The 18,344-nt window shown below is 66.6% G+C and carries 17 protein-coding genes; 12 read left to right on the top strand and 5 right to left on the bottom strand.

Annotated features, from left to right (window positions below):
• Positions 1-5: 5 nt before the first annotated feature.
• From mftC to ACGFNJ_RS00165, 7 genes are all read left to right on the top strand, one after another.
• Complete coding sequence (gene mftC, locus ACGFNJ_RS00195; protein WP_393441724.1) at positions 6-1,571, top strand: mycofactocin radical SAM maturase; 1,566 nt, start codon at positions 6-8, stop codon at positions 1,569-1,571.
• 230 nt (positions 1,572-1,801) lie between these two features.
• Complete coding sequence (gene mftF / locus ACGFNJ_RS00190) at positions 1,802-3,202, top strand: mycofactocin biosynthesis glycosyltransferase MftF (protein WP_069163962.1); 1,401 nt, start codon at positions 1,802-1,804, stop codon at positions 3,200-3,202.
• A 15-nt stretch (positions 3,203-3,217) separates the two neighbouring features.
• Positions 3,218-4,672 carry a mycofactocin system GMC family oxidoreductase MftG gene (gene mftG / locus ACGFNJ_RS00185; protein WP_393441721.1) on the top strand — a complete coding sequence of 485 codons (1,455 nt, stop codon included), beginning with the start codon at positions 3,218-3,220 and terminating at the stop codon, positions 4,670-4,672.
• A 126-nt stretch (positions 4,673-4,798) separates the two neighbouring features.
• Positions 4,799-6,154, top strand: coding sequence for a GAF domain-containing protein (locus ACGFNJ_RS00180; protein ID WP_393441719.1), 1,356 nt, complete (start codon positions 4,799-4,801; stop codon positions 6,152-6,154).
• A 576-nt stretch (positions 6,155-6,730) separates the two neighbouring features.
• Entirely contained in the window at positions 6,731-7,135 is a 405-nt protein-coding gene (locus tag ACGFNJ_RS00175; protein ID WP_393441717.1) for a hypothetical protein, read from the top strand.
• 53 nt (positions 7,136-7,188) lie between these two features.
• Positions 7,189-8,628, top strand: a complete 1,440-nt coding sequence (locus tag ACGFNJ_RS00170; protein ID WP_393441714.1) for an amino acid adenylation domain-containing protein — start codon at positions 7,189-7,191, stop codon at positions 8,626-8,628.
• Between the two features lie 298 nt (positions 8,629-8,926).
• Positions 8,927-9,088: a hypothetical protein gene (locus tag ACGFNJ_RS00165; protein ID WP_167837704.1), complete on the top strand. Its 162-nt coding sequence runs from the start codon at positions 8,927-8,929 to the stop codon at positions 9,086-9,088.
• 98 nt (positions 9,089-9,186) lie between these two features.
• On the opposite strand, the gene ACGFNJ_RS00160 is transcribed toward ACGFNJ_RS00165, so the two are convergent.
• The 4 genes from ACGFNJ_RS00160 to ACGFNJ_RS00145 all read right to left on the bottom strand — a co-directional run bounded on the left by ACGFNJ_RS00160 (position 9,187) and on the right by ACGFNJ_RS00145 (position 13,615).
• On the bottom strand, positions 9,187-10,533 hold the full coding sequence (locus ACGFNJ_RS00160; protein WP_393441712.1) for a helix-turn-helix domain-containing protein: 1,347 nt from the start codon (positions 10,531-10,533) through the stop codon (positions 9,187-9,189).
• Between the two features lie 498 nt (positions 10,534-11,031).
• Positions 11,032-11,904 (bottom strand): aldo/keto reductase, encoded by an 873-nt coding sequence (locus tag ACGFNJ_RS00155; RefSeq protein ID WP_393441710.1) that lies wholly within the window; start codon positions 11,902-11,904, stop codon positions 11,032-11,034.
• 142 nt (positions 11,905-12,046) lie between these two features.
• A complete protein-coding gene (locus ACGFNJ_RS00150) occupies positions 12,047-12,742 on the bottom strand; it encodes a type 1 glutamine amidotransferase domain-containing protein (protein ID WP_393441708.1) in 696 nt (231 codons plus the stop codon).
• A gap of 51 nt (positions 12,743-12,793) precedes the next feature.
• Positions 12,794-13,615, bottom strand: coding sequence for a carboxymuconolactone decarboxylase family protein (locus ACGFNJ_RS00145; RefSeq protein ID WP_393441706.1), 822 nt, complete (start codon positions 13,613-13,615; stop codon positions 12,794-12,796).
• Between the two features lie 127 nt (positions 13,616-13,742).
• On the opposite strand from ACGFNJ_RS00145, the gene ACGFNJ_RS00140 reads away from it, so the two are divergent.
• Positions 13,743-14,876: a serine hydrolase domain-containing protein gene (locus ACGFNJ_RS00140; RefSeq protein ID WP_393441704.1), complete on the top strand. Its 1,134-nt coding sequence runs from the start codon at positions 13,743-13,745 to the stop codon at positions 14,874-14,876.
• 134 nt (positions 14,877-15,010) lie between these two features.
• On the opposite strand, the gene ACGFNJ_RS00135 is transcribed toward ACGFNJ_RS00140, so the two are convergent.
• On the bottom strand, positions 15,011-15,913 hold the full coding sequence (locus ACGFNJ_RS00135) for an oxygenase MpaB family protein (RefSeq protein WP_393441702.1): 903 nt from the start codon (positions 15,911-15,913) through the stop codon (positions 15,011-15,013).
• 285 nt (positions 15,914-16,198) lie between these two features.
• Between ACGFNJ_RS00135 and ACGFNJ_RS00130 the strand changes: the two genes are divergently transcribed.
• The 4 genes from ACGFNJ_RS00130 to ACGFNJ_RS00115 are packed head-to-tail and all read left to right on the top strand — an operon-like array spanning position 16,199 to position 18,338.
• Entirely contained in the window at positions 16,199-16,423 is a 225-nt protein-coding gene (locus tag ACGFNJ_RS00130; RefSeq protein ID WP_393441700.1) for a hypothetical protein, read from the top strand.
• Entirely contained in the window at positions 16,423-16,605 is a 183-nt protein-coding gene (locus ACGFNJ_RS00125) for a hypothetical protein (RefSeq protein WP_393441698.1), read from the top strand. Before ACGFNJ_RS00130 ends, ACGFNJ_RS00125 begins: the two co-directional genes overlap by 1 nt.
• A 19-nt stretch (positions 16,606-16,624) precedes the next feature.
• On the top strand, positions 16,625-17,473 hold the full coding sequence (locus ACGFNJ_RS00120; RefSeq protein ID WP_393441696.1) for an MlaE family ABC transporter permease: 849 nt from the start codon (positions 16,625-16,627) through the stop codon (positions 17,471-17,473).
• A gap of 1 nt (position 17,474) precedes the next feature.
• Entirely contained in the window at positions 17,475-18,338 is an 864-nt protein-coding gene (locus ACGFNJ_RS00115; protein ID WP_393441694.1) for an ABC transporter permease, read from the top strand.
• The last annotated feature ends 6 nt before the right edge of the window (positions 18,339-18,344 follow it).

Genomic DNA, 18,344 nt, shown 5'->3' with positions numbered 1-18,344 from the left:
AGACCATGCTCGATCTCGATACCCGATGGCAACTCCATCCCCGGGTGGCGCTGCGGCCCGAACCGTTCGGCGCGCTGCTTTACCACTTCGGCACCCGCAAGCTCTCCTTCCTGAAGAGCCCGCGGATCGTCGAGATCGTGCGGTCGCTGCCCGCGCACCCGTCCGCGCGCACCGCACTGCGGGCGGCGGGCGTTTCCGACGAAAATTCCGCGCTCTATGTGAAAGCGCTGACACAGCTGGTCGATTCAGACATGATCGTCGGTGCGCCGACCGATGCCCCGTCGGCGCCCGCCGCCGAGCCCGCGCGATCGAGCGCGGCTCCGGCGCCGTCGACGGCGGGGGTGGTCCCGCCGTCCGACGCGGCGGTCCGACTGGTCGATCGGTTCGAAACCGGTCTCGCCGCACCGATTTGCCTGACCTGGGAGTTGACCTACGCCTGCAATCTGTCCTGTGTGCACTGCCTGTCCTCGTCCGGTAGGCGTGACCCGCGGGAGCTGAGCACCGAGCAGTGCAAGGCGTTGATCGACGAGTTCGAGCGCATGCAGGTGTTCTACGTGAACATCGGCGGCGGCGAACCCACAGTGCGCCCGGACTTCTGGGAGCTGGTCGACTATGCGACGGCGCACCACGTCGGAGTGAAGTTCTCCACCAACGGAGTTCGGATCACCCCCGAGGTCGCCGCCCGGCTGGTCGCCAGCGACTATGTCGACGTCCAGATTTCACTGGACGGCGCCGACGCCGCGGTGAACGACGCGGTGCGTGGTCCCGGTTCCTACGACATGGCCATCCGCGCGCTGGAAAACCTTGCGGCGGCAGGGTTCAAGGACGCGAAGGTGTCCGTTGTGGCGACCAGGCACAACATCGGCCAGCTCGACGAGTTCCGCGCCATCGCCGAAAGGTACGGCGCCACCTTGCGATTGACCAGACTGCGGCCCTCCGGTCGTGGTGCGGACGTGTGGGACGACCTGCATCCGACCCACGAGCAGCAGCGAGTGCTCTACGACTGGCTGCTGCGCAACGGCGAGGGCGTGCTCACCGGCGACTCGTTCTTCCACCTGTCCGCGTTCGGTCAGGCGCTGCCCGGTTTGAACATGTGCGGCGCGGGCCGGGTGGTCTGTCTTGTCGATCCGCTCGGCGATGTGTACGCCTGCCCGTTCGCCATTCACGACCGGTTCCATGCCGGAAACGTGGTGGCGGACGGTGGTTTTCGCACCGTGTGGCAGGAGTCGGAGCTGTTCGCCGAGCTGCGGGCGCCGAGCGGCGGCGGCGCGTGCGCGTCGTGCAGTCACTACGACGCGTGCCGCGGTGGCTGCATGGCGGCGAAGTTCTTCACGGGTCTGCCTGCCGACGGTCCTGATCCCGAGTGCGTCCAGGGGTACGGCGAGGCGGCGCTGGCCGACACCGCACGGATGATCCCGCGCTCCTCGGTCGATCACTCCCGGCGGGCAACGCCGCGGGCGGCCGCGCGCAAGCCCGCTCCGGTGCCGCTGACCCTGTCCGTGACGCGCCCGAGCGTTTTTCCACCTGAACGTCCGCCTGCGCGGGCCTGTGATGAGAGTCCGTTCGCGTGATGCCATGGCGATAGCCAGTCGTCTGCTGCCTGCCGCGCGGCGGTGGTCCTCCGGTTGCGACCGGCCGATTGCCGCCGCGTTGCCGGATGCTGAATTCGGCCGCGCGGTCGCGCGTCATCGTGCACTGCAACGAGTGTCACATCACTCGGCGGGACGGATTCGTGCGGAATTCTGTCCTTTTAACCGGACCGATGATGCTAATGCGCGAATCTCCGCCTAGCATGCCAGGAATGCGCCATGATCGCCTGCCCGACGGATTCGGGGTGCGGATTGATCCACGGGTACGCGCATACTCCGGAGGGCGAGTGCTGATCGGCGGTTCCCCCGCACGGTTGCTGCGACTTGCCCCGGAGGCCGCCGAGATGATCGGCGACGGGTACCTCGAGGTGACCGGTCCGAAATCCGCGACCGTTGCCAGACGGCTGCTCGACTCCGGAGTAGCCAATCCGCGTCCCCGCCTGCTTCCGTCGCCCGATGACGTGACGGTCATCGTGCCGTTGCACAACAACGCCGACGGGCTCGCCAGGTTGCTCGCCGCGCTGCGCGGGCACAACGTCATCGTGGTCGACGACGGCTCTGATCAGCCGGTGCAGATCCCGCGCGACCGCGGCACCCGCTGCCGGGTGACCGTGCTGCGCCAGGACGAGAAGCAAGGGCCTGCCGCCGCGCGCAACGCCGGATTGAAGGCTGCGACAACAGACTTCGTCGCGTTCCTGGATTCGGACGTGGTGCCGCGCAGCGGCTGGCTCGAGGTGATGCTCGGACATTTCAGCGACCCGGAGGTGGCGCTCGTTGCCCCGAGGATCGTCGCGCTCGACCCGGAGTCCAATGCACTCGCCCGCTACGAGCACACGCGCTCCTCGTTGGATCTGGGCAGGCGTGAGGCCGCCGTGCAGTCGCACGGGCTGGTGTCCTACGTGCCGAGCGCCGCGCTGCTCGTGCGCCGCCGCGCGCTGCTCGAACTGGACGGGTTCGACGAATCGATGCAGGTCGCCGAGGACGTCGATTTGTGCTGGCGGCTCGAGCAGGCAGGCTGGCGCCTGCGCTACGAGCCTGCCGCCCATGTCGCGCACGATCACCGGGTGTCGTTCCGCGCCTGGTTCGGCCGAAAGCTGTTCTACGGCACCGGCGCAGCGCCGCTCGGTGCCCGTCACCCCGGCATGGTCTCGCCGCTGTCGCTGCCCTCGTGGACCATGCTCGCCGCGTTCCTGTTCGCCACCCTGTCGAAGTGGGGACTGTTCGGCGGGCTGATCACCTTGGCCACCGCGCTGGTCCGACTACGGCGGGTCTTCGCGGAGCTGGACAATCCGACGCGGATCGCCGCGATCTATCTGGCCCGCGGATTCTTCGCCGGTCTGTGGCGGTTGGCGTCGGCGATGTGCAGGCACTACTGGCCCGTGACGTTGCTGGCGATGGTGGCCTCCAAGCGAATTCGGCGCATCGCGATCACCATGGCCGTCGCGGACGGGCTCGCGGACTGGTTCACCCATCGTGACGCGGGTGGCCTGGATCCGGTGCGTTACGTGGCGTACAAGCGGCTCGACGACATCGCCTACGGCACCGGCCTGTGGCTCGGTGCCTTCCGTGCGCGCAGCGTCGAATCGCTGAAACCCACTGCGCCGTCACACTGACCGATCGAGGTTCGGATGACCGACACGCTCATCGTCGGCGGTGGCACCGCGGGCTGTGTGCTCGCGGCGCGGCTGAGCGAAGATCCGAACCACACCGTGCGGTTGCTGGAAGCCGGTCCGCTGTGGACCGCGCCGGGGGCGATTCCGGCGGCATTGCGCGATGCCACCCGCCTGCCATTGGCGGCGGACGCGTCGTGGTTGTGGCACTATCCGGTTCGCCTCACCGACCGTGGCGGTATGGGAAATATCGTGCGCGGCAAGGTGTTCGGTGGCTCGAGTGCCGTGAACGGTAGCTATTTCGTGCGGGCCACCGCCGCGGATTTCGCGGCGTGGGCAGGTGTGGTGGGATCGTCGTGGTGGTCGCCGGATGCGGTGCTGCCCGCGTATCGCCGCTCGGAGAATGATCACGATTTCGGTGTACAGCCGTGGCATGGGCAGTCCGGTCCTATTCCGGTGCGCCGCACCGCAAATCCGACTCCCGTGAGCACCGGGTTCGCCGCCGCCTGTGCGGCCGTTGGCTTTCCAGCGATCGCCGATATGAATGCACCCGACGCCACCGGCAACGGTCTCGGTCTGGTGCCGTGCAATACCGAGGCAGGCAGCCGAGTGAGCACGGCGGACTGTTACCTGCTCCCGGTCTCGGCACGGCCGAATCTCGCCGTGCACGGTTCGGTATCGGTAGTGCGCATCCTTTTTCGCGGCACCGATGCCGTCGGTGTCGAGGTGCTCCGTGACGGCAGGGTGGAAACCCTCTCGGCCGACCGGATCGTGGTGAGCGCGGGCGCGATCGAATCCGCCGCGATACTGCAGCGTTCCGGAATCGGTCCCGCTGAACATCTTCGGGCGCTCGATATTCCGATAGTGCATCCCGCACCGGTCGGTGGCTGGTGCACCGATCATCCGGAAATCGGCCTCGAATACCGATTATCGGTGCCCGAGCACGCCACCGTTCCCCTGGAATACGTGCTGACCATCGACGACATCGAAATTCGGCCATATACGGTCCCTTTCACCCCGGGTCAGTGGCGACTCGGTGTGGCATTGATGCGACCGGAGTCCGCAGGCGTGCTGCGCCTACGCTCGGCCGACCCCGCGGTGCCGCCCGCGATCGAGTGCCGGTATCTCGCCGCCGAGCACGATCGGACGCGGCTGCGCGCGGCGGTGGCGACGGCGGCAGGGATCATCCGGGAGATGGGCGCGACGGCATGCACCGACCCGATACCGGGGCAGCCGCGCGCGGCCGACGACTGGCTGCACGCGAATCTGGCAACCTCGCAACATTTATCCGGAACCTGTCGGATGGGGCCCGCGCACGACGACCGCGCGGTGGTGGACGAGTTGTGTCGAGTGCACGGAGTCAGCGGTTTGTCGGTGGTCGATCTTTCCGTCGTTCCGGTGGCGTTGAGCCGAGGCCCGCAAGCGACCACGGTGATGATTGCGGAAAACGCGGCGGGCTTTCCCGTCCGATGAAAGTGAAAGACATTTAGGTCACATTTGTGTGTCGTGCAAATACGGTGTGACCTGGCGGACAAACCCGAACATCCACCCTTGTCGCGAGATACGCGCCGGTACAGTTTGGGGCGGAAAGAAAGGCAAATGGTCAGCAACATTTCAGGTGGGCGGCCCCCACAGCACGGCGTCGAGCCGGGAACGCAACTCGGCGCGCTCGAATCCTATGCCGCGCAGGCCCACGGCCACCTCGGCGCGGGTGGCGATCAGCTTACTCAGCTTGCCGGATTGTTGCGCCCGGCTGTGCTCGAATCCTGGCTGCGCAGTGTGCGCGGCGGCGTCGACCCGATGGAGCCGCTGGACGGGCGCGGCCTGCGTGGCGCCGATCTGCATCGTTACCGCGAGGCACATCCGACCGCCGCGCTGATGCCGCTGATCGACAAGCTTCTCGTACAGGACACGGCCGGAACGGGTTTGATCGTCGTGGTCGCCGATCAGTTCGGTCGCGTGCTCTCGGTGCAGGGCAACCAGGACCAGGTGAGCGCCGCGGCCGAGGTCGGCCTGCGGGCGGGCGACGATCTCAGCGAGCGTCGCATCGGGACGAACGCGGTCGGCCTCGTGGTCCGCACCGGCAGGCCCGCCTGGATCCACGGCCCGGAACACTTCCTGCATCGGATGCAGCAGATCACCGGAGCCGCTGCGCCCGTACATGATCCGGACGGCAGGCTGGTCGGTGTGCTGATGATCGCCGGTGGGGTGCGGGTCGCCCAGCCGGAGATCCTCGCGTTGGTGAAGGCGGCCGCGGCGGCCGCGGAGATGGATCTGCTGCTGACCGCGATGCGGTCGAGTCGGCACGGCTCGCCAGGCGGGCGGACCGTGGACGCGTCCGGCAGGCTCGGGCTCGACGTGCTCGGCCTCGGGCAGCCACAGCTGAGCATCGCAGGCGATCGGGTTGCGTTGTCGCAGCGGCATTCCGAGATCCTGCTGTTGCTCACCGAGCATCCGGAGGGGCTCGGCGCCGATCATCTCGCGTTGTTGCTCGACGATACGGATCTGGACAACGGCACCATCCGCGCCGCGGTGTCGCGGCTGCGCGCCGTCGTCGGGCCGACGGTATTCGGCTCGCGCCCTTACCGTTTGCTTGTCCATATCGCAACAGACGTGGAGGCGCTGCGCGCCGCGCTCGACTCCGGTGATGTCGATGCGGCATTACGGCTCTATGCCGGACCGGTGCTGCCGCGCTCGACCGCGCCGGGGATTGTCGACATTCGCGACGAGCTGCGAGTGCGGCTGCGGACCGCGGTGTTGAGCTCGGGGGAGGCCGCACTGCTTCGGCGGTGGACGGCGGGTGCGGCAGGGCGCGACGATGCCGCGGCCTGGGCCGCGTACCGGGCGACGGTCGACCGTGATTCGCCGCTATATGCGCAGATCGAGGCCAAGATTCGGGTGCTCGATCGACGGCTCGGCGCCGATGCAACGTGGATGCAACGTTCCCGCTCATAGTCTGCACTTCCACAAGTGTGGTAGCTCACATACGCGACAGCAAAGTGGTCGCGCGCTTCGCTCTGCGCCGGAGCTCCGGCTCAGGTGGTTGCGTTGGTCTAGCGCTCAAAGTTTTTAGTGGAAAAAGTTCCCTTTTATTAACTAAGGGCTTAATGTTCGCAATGCACGGATCACCTCCGTGTGACGTAGCTGACATGGCCGCGGCACCCGCATCGCCGCATCGCCTCCGCTGATCGACGCCAGGCGGCAGGGCCGAAAGCCCGTGCTGCGGTGGCTTGATCGTGCTGCCCACCTGCACTCCGGTCAGCTGTTGTTTCGCCGATCTAGGAGGCTCTGGTGCGCGGTAGGGATTCGAGTCCGACCGTGGCCGTCGTCGATGCCGGCTTTCCCGAAGCGACCGAGACCGATACCCTCTCCGTGCCAATCGGTGCGCCGGTATTCAATCCTCTACTGTCTGCTCTCGATTCGCGGCCACGGCCGGTGCCGGTCGGGCCGCCGGGTGAGCTGTATCCGTCGGGGGTACAGCTCGCCCGAGGTTATCCAGCGCGATCCGGTTCGGCAGACGCCACGGATCAGGTGGCTCCGTCGGTCGCGCCGGGTCGGGTGACGCCCGCCAACGACAATGCCGAGGCAATCGAGTTCGAACTGGCCGGTTTGTCGGCGGTCGCCAGTACCCTGGATACCGGAGTGACCAAGTTCGACCTCCAGCTGACGGTCACTGAAGGCCTTACGGTCAGCGCAGGTTCGGCGGTCATGCACGACTTCGCCGGTGCCGGACTCGGGGAAGGTCCGGCACCGGCGGGGATCCGCCCGGGGTTCGCCCGCATCGCGTACTTGTTCGACGAATCCACCACGGCCGACTACGCGCACCGGTTCACCCGATTCCTCCGCGCGATCATCGACGGTCCCTGGCTCGCGGCGCCTGCGCGGCCGCTCCTCGCCGCCGCCGAGTCGGCAGTCGATCCGGAAGGAAACAGCTGATGGCGCACGCAGATTCAGCCACATGTAGTGATCGCGCTCCGGCCGAGACCCTCGTGACGGAGTTCGAGCGGCAGGTGCGGCGCACCCCCGACGCAGTGGCCGTGGCGTATGCGGGGACCACCCTCACTTACGCCGAATTCAACGCAAGGGTCAATGCACTTGCTCGCCGACTGATCTCGTACGGTGTCGGCCCGGATGCCATGGTGGGACTCGCCATTCGCCGCTCGATCGACCTGATGATCGGTATGCACGCGATTCTCAAGGCGGGCGGCGCGTATGTGCCGATCGATCCTGACCATTCTGCCGACCGCATCGCCTACGTCCTCGAGGTCGTGCGCCCCGTTCTTGTGCTCACCACGGAGGGCGACCGAGCCCGACTGGGGGCAGACACGGTCGTGCTCGATATCGCCGGATGCGGCGCCACTGCCCTCGAATCGCCATCGGCCGCAGCGCTGTTGCCGCGCTTGTCGGCGGACAACATCGCCTACGTGGTCTTCACCGCTGGATCGACGGGTCGCCTCGAGGGCGTCGCGGTCTCGCATCGATCGATCCTGGCCAATCTGCGCTGGCGGCAGCGACTATATCGGCTTCGTGCGGACGACGTCGTCTTGCAGAAGGCGCCGTTGACCTTCGACGTCTCCGTGTGGGAGTTCTTCTGGCCGTTGCAGGTCGGCGCTCGTCTGATCATCGCCCCGCCGGATGGCCATCGTTCGCCCAGCCACCTGGCTGGAATAATCGGCGAGAATCTGGTTACGGTCGCCCATTTCGCGCCGTCCATGCTCGCGATATTCACCGCCGAGCCGAGAGCGCGGGCGGCAGTGGATTCGCTGCGCCTGGTCTTCGCGTCGGGTGGAACGCTGGCCGCTGTCACCGCGGCGGCCTTCCGCGATATCAGCGGCGCGACACTGCACGCCCTGTACGGCCCGACGGAGGCCGCGGTCGATGTGACCGCGCACGAGGTGACCGCCGACGACGCGACCGGTGTGCCGATAGGTGCGCCTGCGGATGACACCGAACTGCTTGTGCTCGACGACAACCTGCGCCAGGTTCCCACCGGTGTGGCCGGTGAGCTGTATCTCGCGGGCGTCCAGCTGGCTCGTGGATACCTCGCCCGCCCAGGCCTGACCTCCGCGCGGTTCGTCGCCAACCCGGACGGCCCGGTGGGCGAGCGGATGTACCGGACCGGTGACCTGGTGCGCTGGGTGCGCGGTAGTGACTGTGAACCGAGAAAGCTGGAATACCTGTACCGCCCGACCGAGGCGTCGGTGACCCGCTACCCGGCCGGGCGCAGCGCTCGGCACGTGATCGCGCCCGTCGGCGGGCCGGAAACCGGCAGCAAGGTCTACGTGCTCGACGATCGGCGGCATCCCGCTGCGCGCAGGGGCGGCGGATCGGCTGCCCGGCTGTCCCATGCTGTGGCACCTGGAGACGCTGCCGCGCAACGTGAACGCGAAGGTCGACCGGGCGGCGTTCCCGGAGCCGAAGGCCGATGAAATTCTTCGCTCCAGCGCCTGTTCCGCCGCTACCCGGTCGGCGGTGTTACCCGGCCCTTTCCGGGCATGGCGGTGCAGTTCGGCCCGCAGCGTGGCGGTTACGGCCCGCAATGGCCCGTGCTGAGTTACGTGGCGGCGCTACCGGAGTCGAGCGACGACCGAACGAATCTCCCTGAGGGTGCGGAGAACCCCCGAATCCACCCATATCGGCGGGGTGTGCCGGTTCACATCCCCCCTGCCAACCGGCACACCCCGCCCCCTACTCGTACTTCGCTGCGCCCCAGTGCATCATGGACGTATGACGAATCAACGGATCACCCCCACGCTGCAGGAGACGTTGATCCAAGCCGCCAACCGCTGGCAGGCCGGACGCCCGACACCCGCACAAACACAACAGATCAGCGGTTGGCTGAACGCGATCATGCACCGCGGCAGGCCGCAGGAAGCCGCGAATTCCTAGCGCCACAGCGGCGCCGACGGCCGACCCACCGCCGACCTCACCGATCGGCAATGCCACCGGTGAGGGGTCGAGCGAGCCGGTCGTCGAATGGTGCTCCGCTACGCCCTCGTTCGGGCGGACTCGACGACCGAGCGGGCGTGCTGACGCCACTCGGTGACGGCGCGGCCACGGAACCCGGCGAGCGCGGCGTCGAATTGCGTTGCGCGCTTGGTGACCGTGAGGCCGATATAGGTGTGATGACTGGTGATCGCTTGTGTCGCAACGGAACACGCCTCGTCGATCTCGCCGGCGCTCAGCAACGCGGTGGCGTGTTCGAAGCGGACAAGGGCGGGTTCCATTGTTTCCTGCGGGTCATATCGGACCAGCGCACAGGCCGCCGCCTTGGCGGTTTCCGCAGCGCGACCTAGGCGGGAATAGCCAATCGCTTGATAGAAAGCGAGCTTTTCCGGTCGATAGGAAAAGATCCCCACCGTAAGCTCTTCCTGGCCAGCATTTTCCAATGCGCGGGCCGATTTCTCGATGCACCGCGCAAACTGGTCGGCATTGTCGAGACTGGCGTATGCCCTGGCCGCCATTCCCCACAACCAGGCCGCCGCTGGACCGTTCGTCGGATTATCGTCGAGCCGCCCGGCGAGCAGGCTCAGAACTTCCTTCGGTTTATCGCTGTAAGTCGGTAGATATGCGAGGCCGGCGAGTGCGATGTCCTCGGAATAACGATCTCCGATGTCCTGCGCCGCATGAATTGCGGTGCCGTACCACAGCCTGGCCTGGCCGAAATGTCCTTCGTTGAACAAGATCTCGCCGACCACGTTGGCCAGCCTGCCCGCGGTGCGCACCAGCCGGACCTGATGGTGGGTAGCCTGCCGTTGCGCGAGAACGCCACGGACCGTGCGGAATTGCTCGAGCGTCGGGTGTAGCAGCTCGTGCGGCGGCACCTGCACCACTCGTTTGCCCAAGGCCTCGACCGTCTGCTCGAGCTGGCCGAGCCTTCGCTCGCTGATCGATCCGGCATCCAGGGTGGCCAGCATCTTCTCCGGCTCGCCCGCGACCAGCGCAGCCGCGGGGCCGGTGAGGCCAACCCCGATGCAGGCCAGCAACTCTCGCCTTCTCACGTCGTCATCCCCGACTTCCTTGTCGAGCCCGATTTCCCTACCGAGCTGGGTGTGTGTCTCGAGCGCCGAGTCGGTGTCCGCGTGGTCGACGGCGGTGTCTTGGCCTGTGGTGACAGACCGCTCGAACCGTGCGACGACGACCGGATCGGCTTCCGACACAACCCTGTCGAGCAGGCGCTGGCTTGCGGCATGCATCCGGGTTGTCCGGCCGTTTTCCCACAAGACCACCGTGCGCGGGGTGACGCCCACCAGACGCGCGAATTCGTAGCGGCTTCGCCGCATCGCGGCGCGAAGCGCACGGACATCCTCGCCCGTCCAGTCGATCTCAACCATAGGTTCTGCTTCCTCGTACCAGGCTGATACAAACGGAAACTACCCGCAATTACCGTATTCGGGTCTGTTATCTACCGAATCGCAACGTGCACGCTGAATCAGCACCCGGCGCCGGGGTTCTGCCCAAACCCTCACGAGGGCGCCGGTATTCCGGAACTCGACGCACGGTCCCGGCACGGCCCGATCCATCCGTGTCGCGCGCGAATCCGGAGGGCGCCTTCGGTGCCGGGTGCACTGACCTTTACGTGGAGGTGAACTGTGGACGTATTGCGCTCGGACGATCGGGAATTGTGGCTGATCCAAAGCCGAGATTGCACGCAGGAACCGGTCGGTCTCAGCTACGACCGAGCGCGCTTCATCCGCACCGTCCACGGTGGTCACGGCGCCCACTGTCACCAATACCTGGCGGCCTCGGCCTTCTGCCTTCGCCGAGCCGCCGACAAGTGAGCCCGGCGGGACTCGATCTGAGCCGAGTCCCCGCCGGGCTCACGAAAACAGTCAGGCCGCTGCCGAGAGGGCCTCGAACTCCGTGTCGGTCAGCGTGATCCGCGCCGCCTCGGTGTTCTCTTCCAGATGCGCGATGCTCGCGGTGCCCGGAATCGGCAGCATCACGGGCGAGCGCCGCAGCAGCCACGCGAGCGCGAGCTGAGCGGGTGTGGCGCCGTGGTCCTTGGCGATCGCGTCCAGCGGGCCGCCCGGCCTGGCGAGTTCGCCGGTCGCGATGGGGTACCACGGGATGAACGCGAGGTTCTCGCGCTCGGCGTACTCGAGCACGTCCTCGTCGGTGCGGTTGGCCAGGTTGTAGAGGTTCTGCACCGAGACGATGGTGGCGAGCTCGCGGGCCTGCTTCAGCTGCTCGACGCTGACCTGGGACAGGCCGATGTGACGAATCTTGCCCTCCTGCTGCAGCAGGGTGAGCTCGCCGAGCTGGTCGGCCAGCGGCACCTTCGGGTCGATGCGATGCAGCTGGTAGAGATCGATGCGGTCGAGGCCGAGGTGACGCAGGCTGAGTTCGGTCTGCTGCCGCAAGTACTCGGGCCTGCCGAGCGCACGCCAGTCGCCGGGGCCGCTGCGGGAGAAGCCACCCTTGGTCGCGATCACCAGGTCGTCGGTGTAGGGGTGCAGCGCCTTGCGGATGAGTTCTTCGCTGACGAACGGGCCGTACGAGTCGGCGGTGTCGATGAAGTTGATGCCGAGATCGACGACTCGTCGCAGCACCCGGATCGCCTCGTCGGGATCCTCCGGATCGCCCCAGACGCCGGGGCCGGTCAGTCGCATGGCGCCATAGCCGAGCCGGTGCACGGGTAGGTCACCGCCGACGGCGAACGTGCCCGACGCTGCGGCGGGCCGGGCGTGCAGGTTGGTGCTCATAGTGTTCGGTTCCTTCCGAAGTGGAATTACGCGAAAGCGGACGAGCAGAAGTGACGTCGCGCGGCAACGTCGATATCGCGAGCAACGTCACTATCGCGCGAGGGATTCCCGATATGAGTATCGCGTTCGCGGCCCGGACACGTCAGGTGAGCGAGTGCAGCAGCTCCTCGGCGACCCTGGCGGAGGAGGCCGGATTCTGCCCGGTGATCAGGTTCCGGTCGACCACGATGTTCGGCGCCCACGGCGCACCCGCGCGGAAATCCGCGCCGATCTCGACCAGCCGGTCCTGCAGCAGCCACTTCGCTTTGTCCGCGAGCCCGCCCTGGATTTCCTCCGCGTTGGTGAACCCGGTCACGGCGTACCCGGCGAAGGCGTTGGTGCCGTCCGCCTTCGTCGCGGCGAGCAGGGCGGCGGGACCATGGCAGACCACCGCCAGCGGCTTGCCGGATGCCAGTGCGGCGGTGAGGATTTCACCGGATTCGGCGTTCACCGCGAGGTCCTCCATCGGACCGTGCCCGCCCGGGTAGAAGACCGCGGCATAGTCGGCGAGGTCGACCTCGGACAGCTTGATCGGGGTCCGCAGCTCGGTGCTCGCGGCCAGCGTTGCGGCGAACGCGTCGGCCCGGTCCTGTCCGCCGTTGGCGGCCGCGGCGAGGCTGCCCTGGTCGACCGGCGGCACCACCCCGTCCGGAGTGGCCACCACGACCTCGTAGCCCGCCGCTTTCACCGCCGCGTAGGGCACGGCGAACTCCTCGGCCCAGAATCCGGTCGGGTGTTTGGTTCCGTCGGCAAGCGTCCACGTGTCGGCGCCGGTCATCACAAAAAGTATCTTCGCCATGAAGTCGACCCTAGGACCGGGCCAGTAAACTAGCCAATGGGAACGCCGATATCAGATATCGGAATTCTGATTGATCTTGCGCTCGGCGAAGACCGCGCGTGCCACCGAGATGCCGTTGAGCGCGGCGGGGAATCCCGCATATCCGGCCATCTGGATCAGCACCTCGACGACCTCCTGCTCGGTGCCGCCGACATTGAGCAGGCCGTGGATGTGCACGCCGAGTTGGGGTGCGACGCCGAGTGCGGTGCACATGGCGACGGTCACCAGCTCGCGGCTCTTCAGGTCGAGCCCCGGCCTGGAGTAGATGTCGCCGAAGGCGAATTCGATGAGGAGCCTGGCGAAATCGGGCGCGATGTCCTGCAGCGCGGCCACCACCTGTTCGCCTGCGTGCCCGTCGATTTCAGTCAAGGCGGCTGAACCGCGTGCGAATCGGTCACCTTCGGGTGCACTGGGAGCAGGCGGTTCGGCGGGGAGGTCGGTGCGAGCTGCGAAGACCTCCCTTGCGACGGTCAAACCGTTGAGCGCGGCCGGGAATCCGGCGTAGACGCTGGCGTGGATGAGGGTTTCGACGATTTCGGTGCGGGTGACGCCGACGTTGAGCGCGCCGTCGATGTGGAACCGCAACTGGGGTGCGGCGTTGCCGAGGACGGTGAGGGCGCCGACCGTGGCGAGTTGCCGCTGGCGCAGGGTCAGTCCTGGGCGCGACAGGATGTCGCCGTAGCCGAACTCCACGGTGAGACGGCCGAGGTCGGGGGCGATGTCGGCCAGGCTGTCGATCACGGCGGTCGCTGCCGGTCCGCCGACGCGCTGGAGCAGTGCCATGCCGCGCTCGTAGCGATCGAGCTCGGCTGCGGAGTTCTGAGTGCTGGTCATGGCACGACTGTAAAAGTTGGAGTGCACTCCAGCGCAAGCTCTCATCCTCGAAGTGGAGACAAGATCAGGGCGATCTCGGGGTCGGTCCCCGATGTGGGGGAGGCGCCGGGCTCCTAGCGTCGCAGGCATGCGATTCGCACCAGTAATTGCCGCCGTCTCCGGGGTCGTACTGTTCGCCGGATGTGCGTCCGATCCGCAGCCCGAACCGGAATCCGTGGTGTCGGACAACAGGATTCGCTCCGTTCAAGCCGACATCGACGGCGTCGTCGGTGCCGGTGTCACCGGGGCGATCGCCACCGTCACCGAGAACGGGAAGACGGTCGCACTCACCAGCGGGGTGGCCGATACCGCCACCGCGGCGAAGATTCCCACTGATCCGCCACAGCAGGTCAGGGTCGGCAGCATCGCGAAAACCTTCACCAGCGCGATCGTGCTGCAGCTGGTGTCGGACGGCAAGATTCGGCTCGACGAGCCGATCGACACCTATCTGCCGGGGGTGGTGCACGGCCAGGGGATTGATGGACGCGCGATCACCGTGCGCCAGATTCTGCGGCATCAGAGCGGCATACCGGACTTCGCCAAGGATGAGCGGGTCGACGAATATCGGGCGGCGCTGCAGAACCGCACGATGACGCCCGACGAGGCGATCGCCATCATCATGAGCAAGCCCGCGGACTTCGCGCCCGGCGCGCGCTACGAATACAGCAACTCGAACTACATCATCGCGGGGGTGCTGGTCGAGCGAGTCACCGGCGCACGGTACGTCGACGAGCTGGACCGGCGCATCCTGAAGCCATTGGGGCTCAACGACACCTACCTCCCAGGGCCTGGCGAACGCGACATCCGCGGGCCGCATCCGAAGGGCTACGCCGAGATCGACGGCGTGCTCACCGACGTCTCCCGCATCGAGCCGTCCGTCCCGTGGGCGGCCGGCGCGATGGTGTCGACCGGCGCGGATCTGAACCATTTCTATACAGCGCTGCTGTCCGGAAAGGTCCTCCCCGCCAACGAGTTACAAGAAATGCGCAACGGTGTCCCGATCGGCGAAGGTCTCGGCGTCACGATGCAATACGGCCTCGGCGTCGGCACCGTCCAACTACCTTGCGGCGCAGAGTACTTCGGCCACACCGGCGGCATCTACGGCTTCCTCAGCTTCTCCGGCGCCACCCCCGAAGGCCGAGCCGTCACCTACACCTTCACCAAGCCCCCGAAGGACCTCCCCGACCTTTCCGCCCTCCTGAGCCACGCCCTCTGCCCCTGAACCACCTGCCCTCGAGGGGTCTCCGTCGTCCGGGTGCCAAGCACCCGGACGACGGTGCCATATCCGGTTCCCGGTCGCTGACGCGATGATTGATGCCTGAGTTGGCCGTGCCGTGGTGAGTGGCTACGCCGGGCTCAGATCAGGTTCTTGTGGTGCCGGATTCGGCGGCGGACGTCGGCCATCATGGTGTGGGTGCCGGAGTGGCGGAGGAAGCGGGGAATGAAGCGGTTGACGAAGGCTACGAAGACGAAGAGGTGGTTGAAGCGGCGTTGATCGGTGGTGGTCCATTCGACGCCGAGTTGGTCGCGGAACAGGGGGGCCAGGAAGCCGATGGTGAGGAATCGCAACAGGTTTCGGAAGGGTAGGCGCAGGGACCAGTGGATCATGCGGAGGTCGAGCAGGTCGTTCAAGTAGGCGCGGACGAACTCGTCGATCTCGACCTGCGCGCACGCCTCGTTCCAGTACCGATCGAAATCGGCCCTGGTGGCAGGCCACATGTCTGCTGTCACTTGCAATGTGGTGCCGAGGGTCGAGGACGACACGTAGAAGGCCTCGGCCTGCTCGTCGCTCATCCTGCCCTGCAGTAGCTGGTAGGTGTCTTCGAAACCGATGTACAGGCAAGCGGCGACCCATAATTGGAGGTTGCGGTCGAAAGCGTTGTACTTCACCGGCGCACCCGGAGCCGAATGCACTTGCCGGTGCGCGACATTCACCGCTTCGCGGTAGGCGTTTCGCTCTTCTTCGGTGCCGAGGATGGCGACGGCGAGGTACTGGGTGGTGGTGCGGGCCCGCTTCCACGGATGCCGCATCAACGCCCCGGATTCGACCTTGCTCTCGGCAACCCCGTAGCCGACGCCGGGCCGCGCCATCTGCATCACCACATTGGCCGCCGCACCGGCGAAGGACCAGAAGTCCAACGCGTCGGTGAGCGCGAGCGGCCGTTTGGTGACCGGGCGGTGGGTGGCGTCGATCGGGATCCGGGTGCGGTCTTTGGTCAGCGTGGGTGCGGGCTGCGGGGACGGCGCTGCGGCGGTCATGGGAGTCCTTCCGTGTCTTGAACCGACTCCGGGGGCGAAGTATATGCTATGTGAACTGTTGCTAACTTATGTCTGCTTGCATCCTCCAGTCAACGGTCATGCATATGGTTATCGCAGCTAAAGCCCCTATGTATTTTCGCGGAACTCTTCCGAAGATGTCGGAATCGTGCGTAACATACGGGCGCATACCGGACCACGCGATGTCCGGCTGGATCCAGTGGCGGATCACCGACGATCCCGCCGCGGGCGGCCGGTCCCGCCCGACCGGCGCGCGAAAGGACACGCATGCTCAAGAGGCTGGATCGGATATTCAGCTACGAGATGAAGGTCTCGGAGTTCCTCGGCACGCTGATCATCCTCGGCGTTCCTTACGGGCTGATCGGCGTCGTCTGGACGCTCACCCACACCAGCCATCTGCGTGGCATGCACGGCATCGACGTGATCATCTCGTTCCTCGGATCGATCGTGTGCTGGCCGGTGCTCACCTTCTCGAATGTGTGTATGACCTGATGATGGCGGCGGTGTGGTTGATCGACGTCCTCGTGATCGGCGTCAAGGTGCTCGGCGGGCGCACGAGGGTGCACCCGGTACTCCGGCTCGGGCTGTGGCTGATGGTGCTCGGCGCCGTCGCGGCGGGCATCGCCGCGGTCGGCTACCTCCTGGTGTTGCTGCAGCGGCAGCTGATCGCCTGATCGTGGAGAGGGATAGCGAGTGACGATCGCCGAACGCGGCCGAACCGACCTGGAGCGGGCCGTCGACGACCTGCGCGGCCTGTGGCGGCGGCACCCACAGCGTTCGTTGGAAACCCTTGGCAGACAAGTGCTTCTCGGTCGCGACGCGGTGCTCGAGCTGGTGCGTGCGCTGCTTGCCCGACGGTTTCCGTTCCAGGAATTCATCAAGCAGTGCGCGTTCATGGCCAGTGTGTCCGCGGCACCGACCGTGTTCGTCGCCATCCCGGTGGCGGTCGTGGTCTCGATTCAGCTGGGCGCGTTGGTGAGTCAGGTCGGCGCGACCACCTTCATCGGCGCGGTCAGCGGGCTCGGCATCATCCGCCAGGGCGCGCCGCTGGTCACCTCGCTGATGATCGCGGGCGCTGTCGGCTCGGCCATCTGCGCGGACCTCGGCTCCCGCACCATCAGGGAGGAGATCGACGCCATGAAGGTGATGGGCGTCGATCCGATCCGCAGACTGGTCGCGCCACGACTCGCGGCCGCGGTCCTGGTGAGCATGCTGCTGTGCGGGTTCGTGGTGTTCGTCGGGTTCGCCACCGGCTACCTGTTCAACGTGTACGCGCAGGGCGGCACCGCGGGCTCGTTCATCAGCACCTTCGCGTCCTTCGCGGTGGCGAACGACCTGATCGTCGCGCTGCTGAAGGCCGCGATCTTCGGCGCGCTCACCGCGATCATCGCCTGCGATATCGGCCTGCACACCAGGGGTGGGCCCGGTGGCGTCGCGAACTCGGTGAACGCGGCGGTGGTCAACTCGGCGCTGATGTTGTTCGCCACCAACATCATCATCACGCAGGTGTACAACACGCTGTTCCCGGCGAAGGTGCTCTGAGATGGGCTCGCGGTACACCCCGCCGGCATTGCGGCCCTTGCGCGTGGTCGCAGGGGCGATGCGCGGGCCGGTGCGGCTCAACGAGCGGCTCGGCCACCAAGCCATCACGTTTGTTGCGGCGATCGCGGCGATTCCGTTCGTGCTCAAGCACTATCGCAAAGAGGTGCTGCGGCTCACCGCCGATGTCGGGTGGGGCAACGGGTCGCTGATCGTCGGCGGCGGGACCGTCGGCGTCGTGATCATCCTGTGCGGGTTCGGCGGCATCACCGTCGGCATGGAGTCCTACACGGCGTTGAACCTGCTCACGATGAACCCGCTGACGGGTGCCATCTCGGGGTTCGCCACCACCAGGGAGATCGGCCCGATCCTGGCCACATTGGCCTTCGCCATCCAGGCGGGCTGCCGATTCACCGCGCAGCTCGGCGCGATGCGGATCGCCGAGGAGATCGACGCGCTGGAATCCATTGCCATCCGGCCGCTTCCGTACCTGGTGACCACCAGGATGATCGCGGCGACGCTGACCATTGTCCCGCTGTACAGCGTGGGTCTTGCGGTCGCTTATCTGATGACCAAGTTGTCGGTGCTGTTCCTCGGCGGTACCTCCGCGGGCACCTACGACCACTACTTCTTCCAGTTCCTCAACGGCGCCGACGTGTTCTTCTCGGTGCTCAAAGTGATGGTGTTCGTGCTGCTTTCGACGTTCCTGCAGTGCTACTACGGCTATGTCGCCACCGGTGGACCGGAAGGCGTCGGCCAGGCGGCGGGCCGGGCGATCAAGATGGTGATCGTCGTCATGGTCTTCGCGAATCTGTTTCTCACGCTGGCGATCTGGGGCATCGACCCCGGCTTCCGGATCTCCGGGTAGGTGCCG

The organism is Nocardia sp. NPDC049149, assembly GCF_043197455.1.
Lineage (GTDB): Bacteria > Actinomycetota > Actinomycetes > Mycobacteriales > Mycobacteriaceae > Nocardia.
The sequence above is the reverse complement of the archived record's forward strand: the minus strand, read 5'-3'. Positions and strand labels throughout refer to the sequence as shown.

Bases quoted from the DNA above. Each gene is read 5' to 3' on its own strand.
- ACGFNJ_RS00180 (WP_393441719.1), top strand. From the start codon at position 4,799: ATGGTCAGCAACATTTCAGGTGGGCGGCCCCCACAGCACGGCGTCGAG.
- ACGFNJ_RS00145 (WP_393441706.1), bottom strand. From the start codon at position 13,615: ATGACCAGCACTCAGAACTCCGCAGCCGAGCTCGATCGCTACGAGCGC.
- ACGFNJ_RS00130 (WP_393441700.1), top strand. From the start codon at position 16,199: ATGCTCAAGAGGCTGGATCGGATATTCAGCTACGAGATGAAGGTCTCG.
- ACGFNJ_RS00165 (WP_167837704.1), top strand. From the start codon at position 8,927: ATGACGAATCAACGGATCACCCCCACGCTGCAGGAGACGTTGATCCAA.
- mftG (WP_393441721.1), top strand. From the start codon at position 3,218: ATGACCGACACGCTCATCGTCGGCGGTGGCACCGCGGGCTGTGTGCTC.
- ACGFNJ_RS00155 (WP_393441710.1), bottom strand. From the start codon at position 11,904: ATGAGCACCAACCTGCACGCCCGGCCCGCCGCAGCGTCGGGCACGTTC.
- ACGFNJ_RS00135 (WP_393441702.1), bottom strand. From the start codon at position 15,913: ATGACCGCCGCAGCGCCGTCCCCGCAGCCCGCACCCACGCTGACCAAA.
- ACGFNJ_RS00150 (WP_393441708.1), bottom strand. From the start codon at position 12,742: ATGGCGAAGATACTTTTTGTGATGACCGGCGCCGACACGTGGACGCTT.
- mftF (WP_069163962.1), top strand. From the start codon at position 1,802: ATGCGCCATGATCGCCTGCCCGACGGATTCGGGGTGCGGATTGATCCA.
- ACGFNJ_RS00160 (WP_393441712.1), bottom strand. From the start codon at position 10,533: ATGGTTGAGATCGACTGGACGGGCGAGGATGTCCGTGCGCTTCGCGCC.
- ACGFNJ_RS00125 (WP_393441698.1), top strand. From the start codon at position 16,423: ATGATGGCGGCGGTGTGGTTGATCGACGTCCTCGTGATCGGCGTCAAG.
- ACGFNJ_RS00140 (WP_393441704.1), top strand. From the start codon at position 13,743: ATGCGATTCGCACCAGTAATTGCCGCCGTCTCCGGGGTCGTACTGTTC.
- ACGFNJ_RS00115 (WP_393441694.1), top strand. From the start codon at position 17,475: ATGGGCTCGCGGTACACCCCGCCGGCATTGCGGCCCTTGCGCGTGGTC.
- mftC (WP_393441724.1), top strand. From the start codon at position 6: ATGCTCGATCTCGATACCCGATGGCAACTCCATCCCCGGGTGGCGCTG.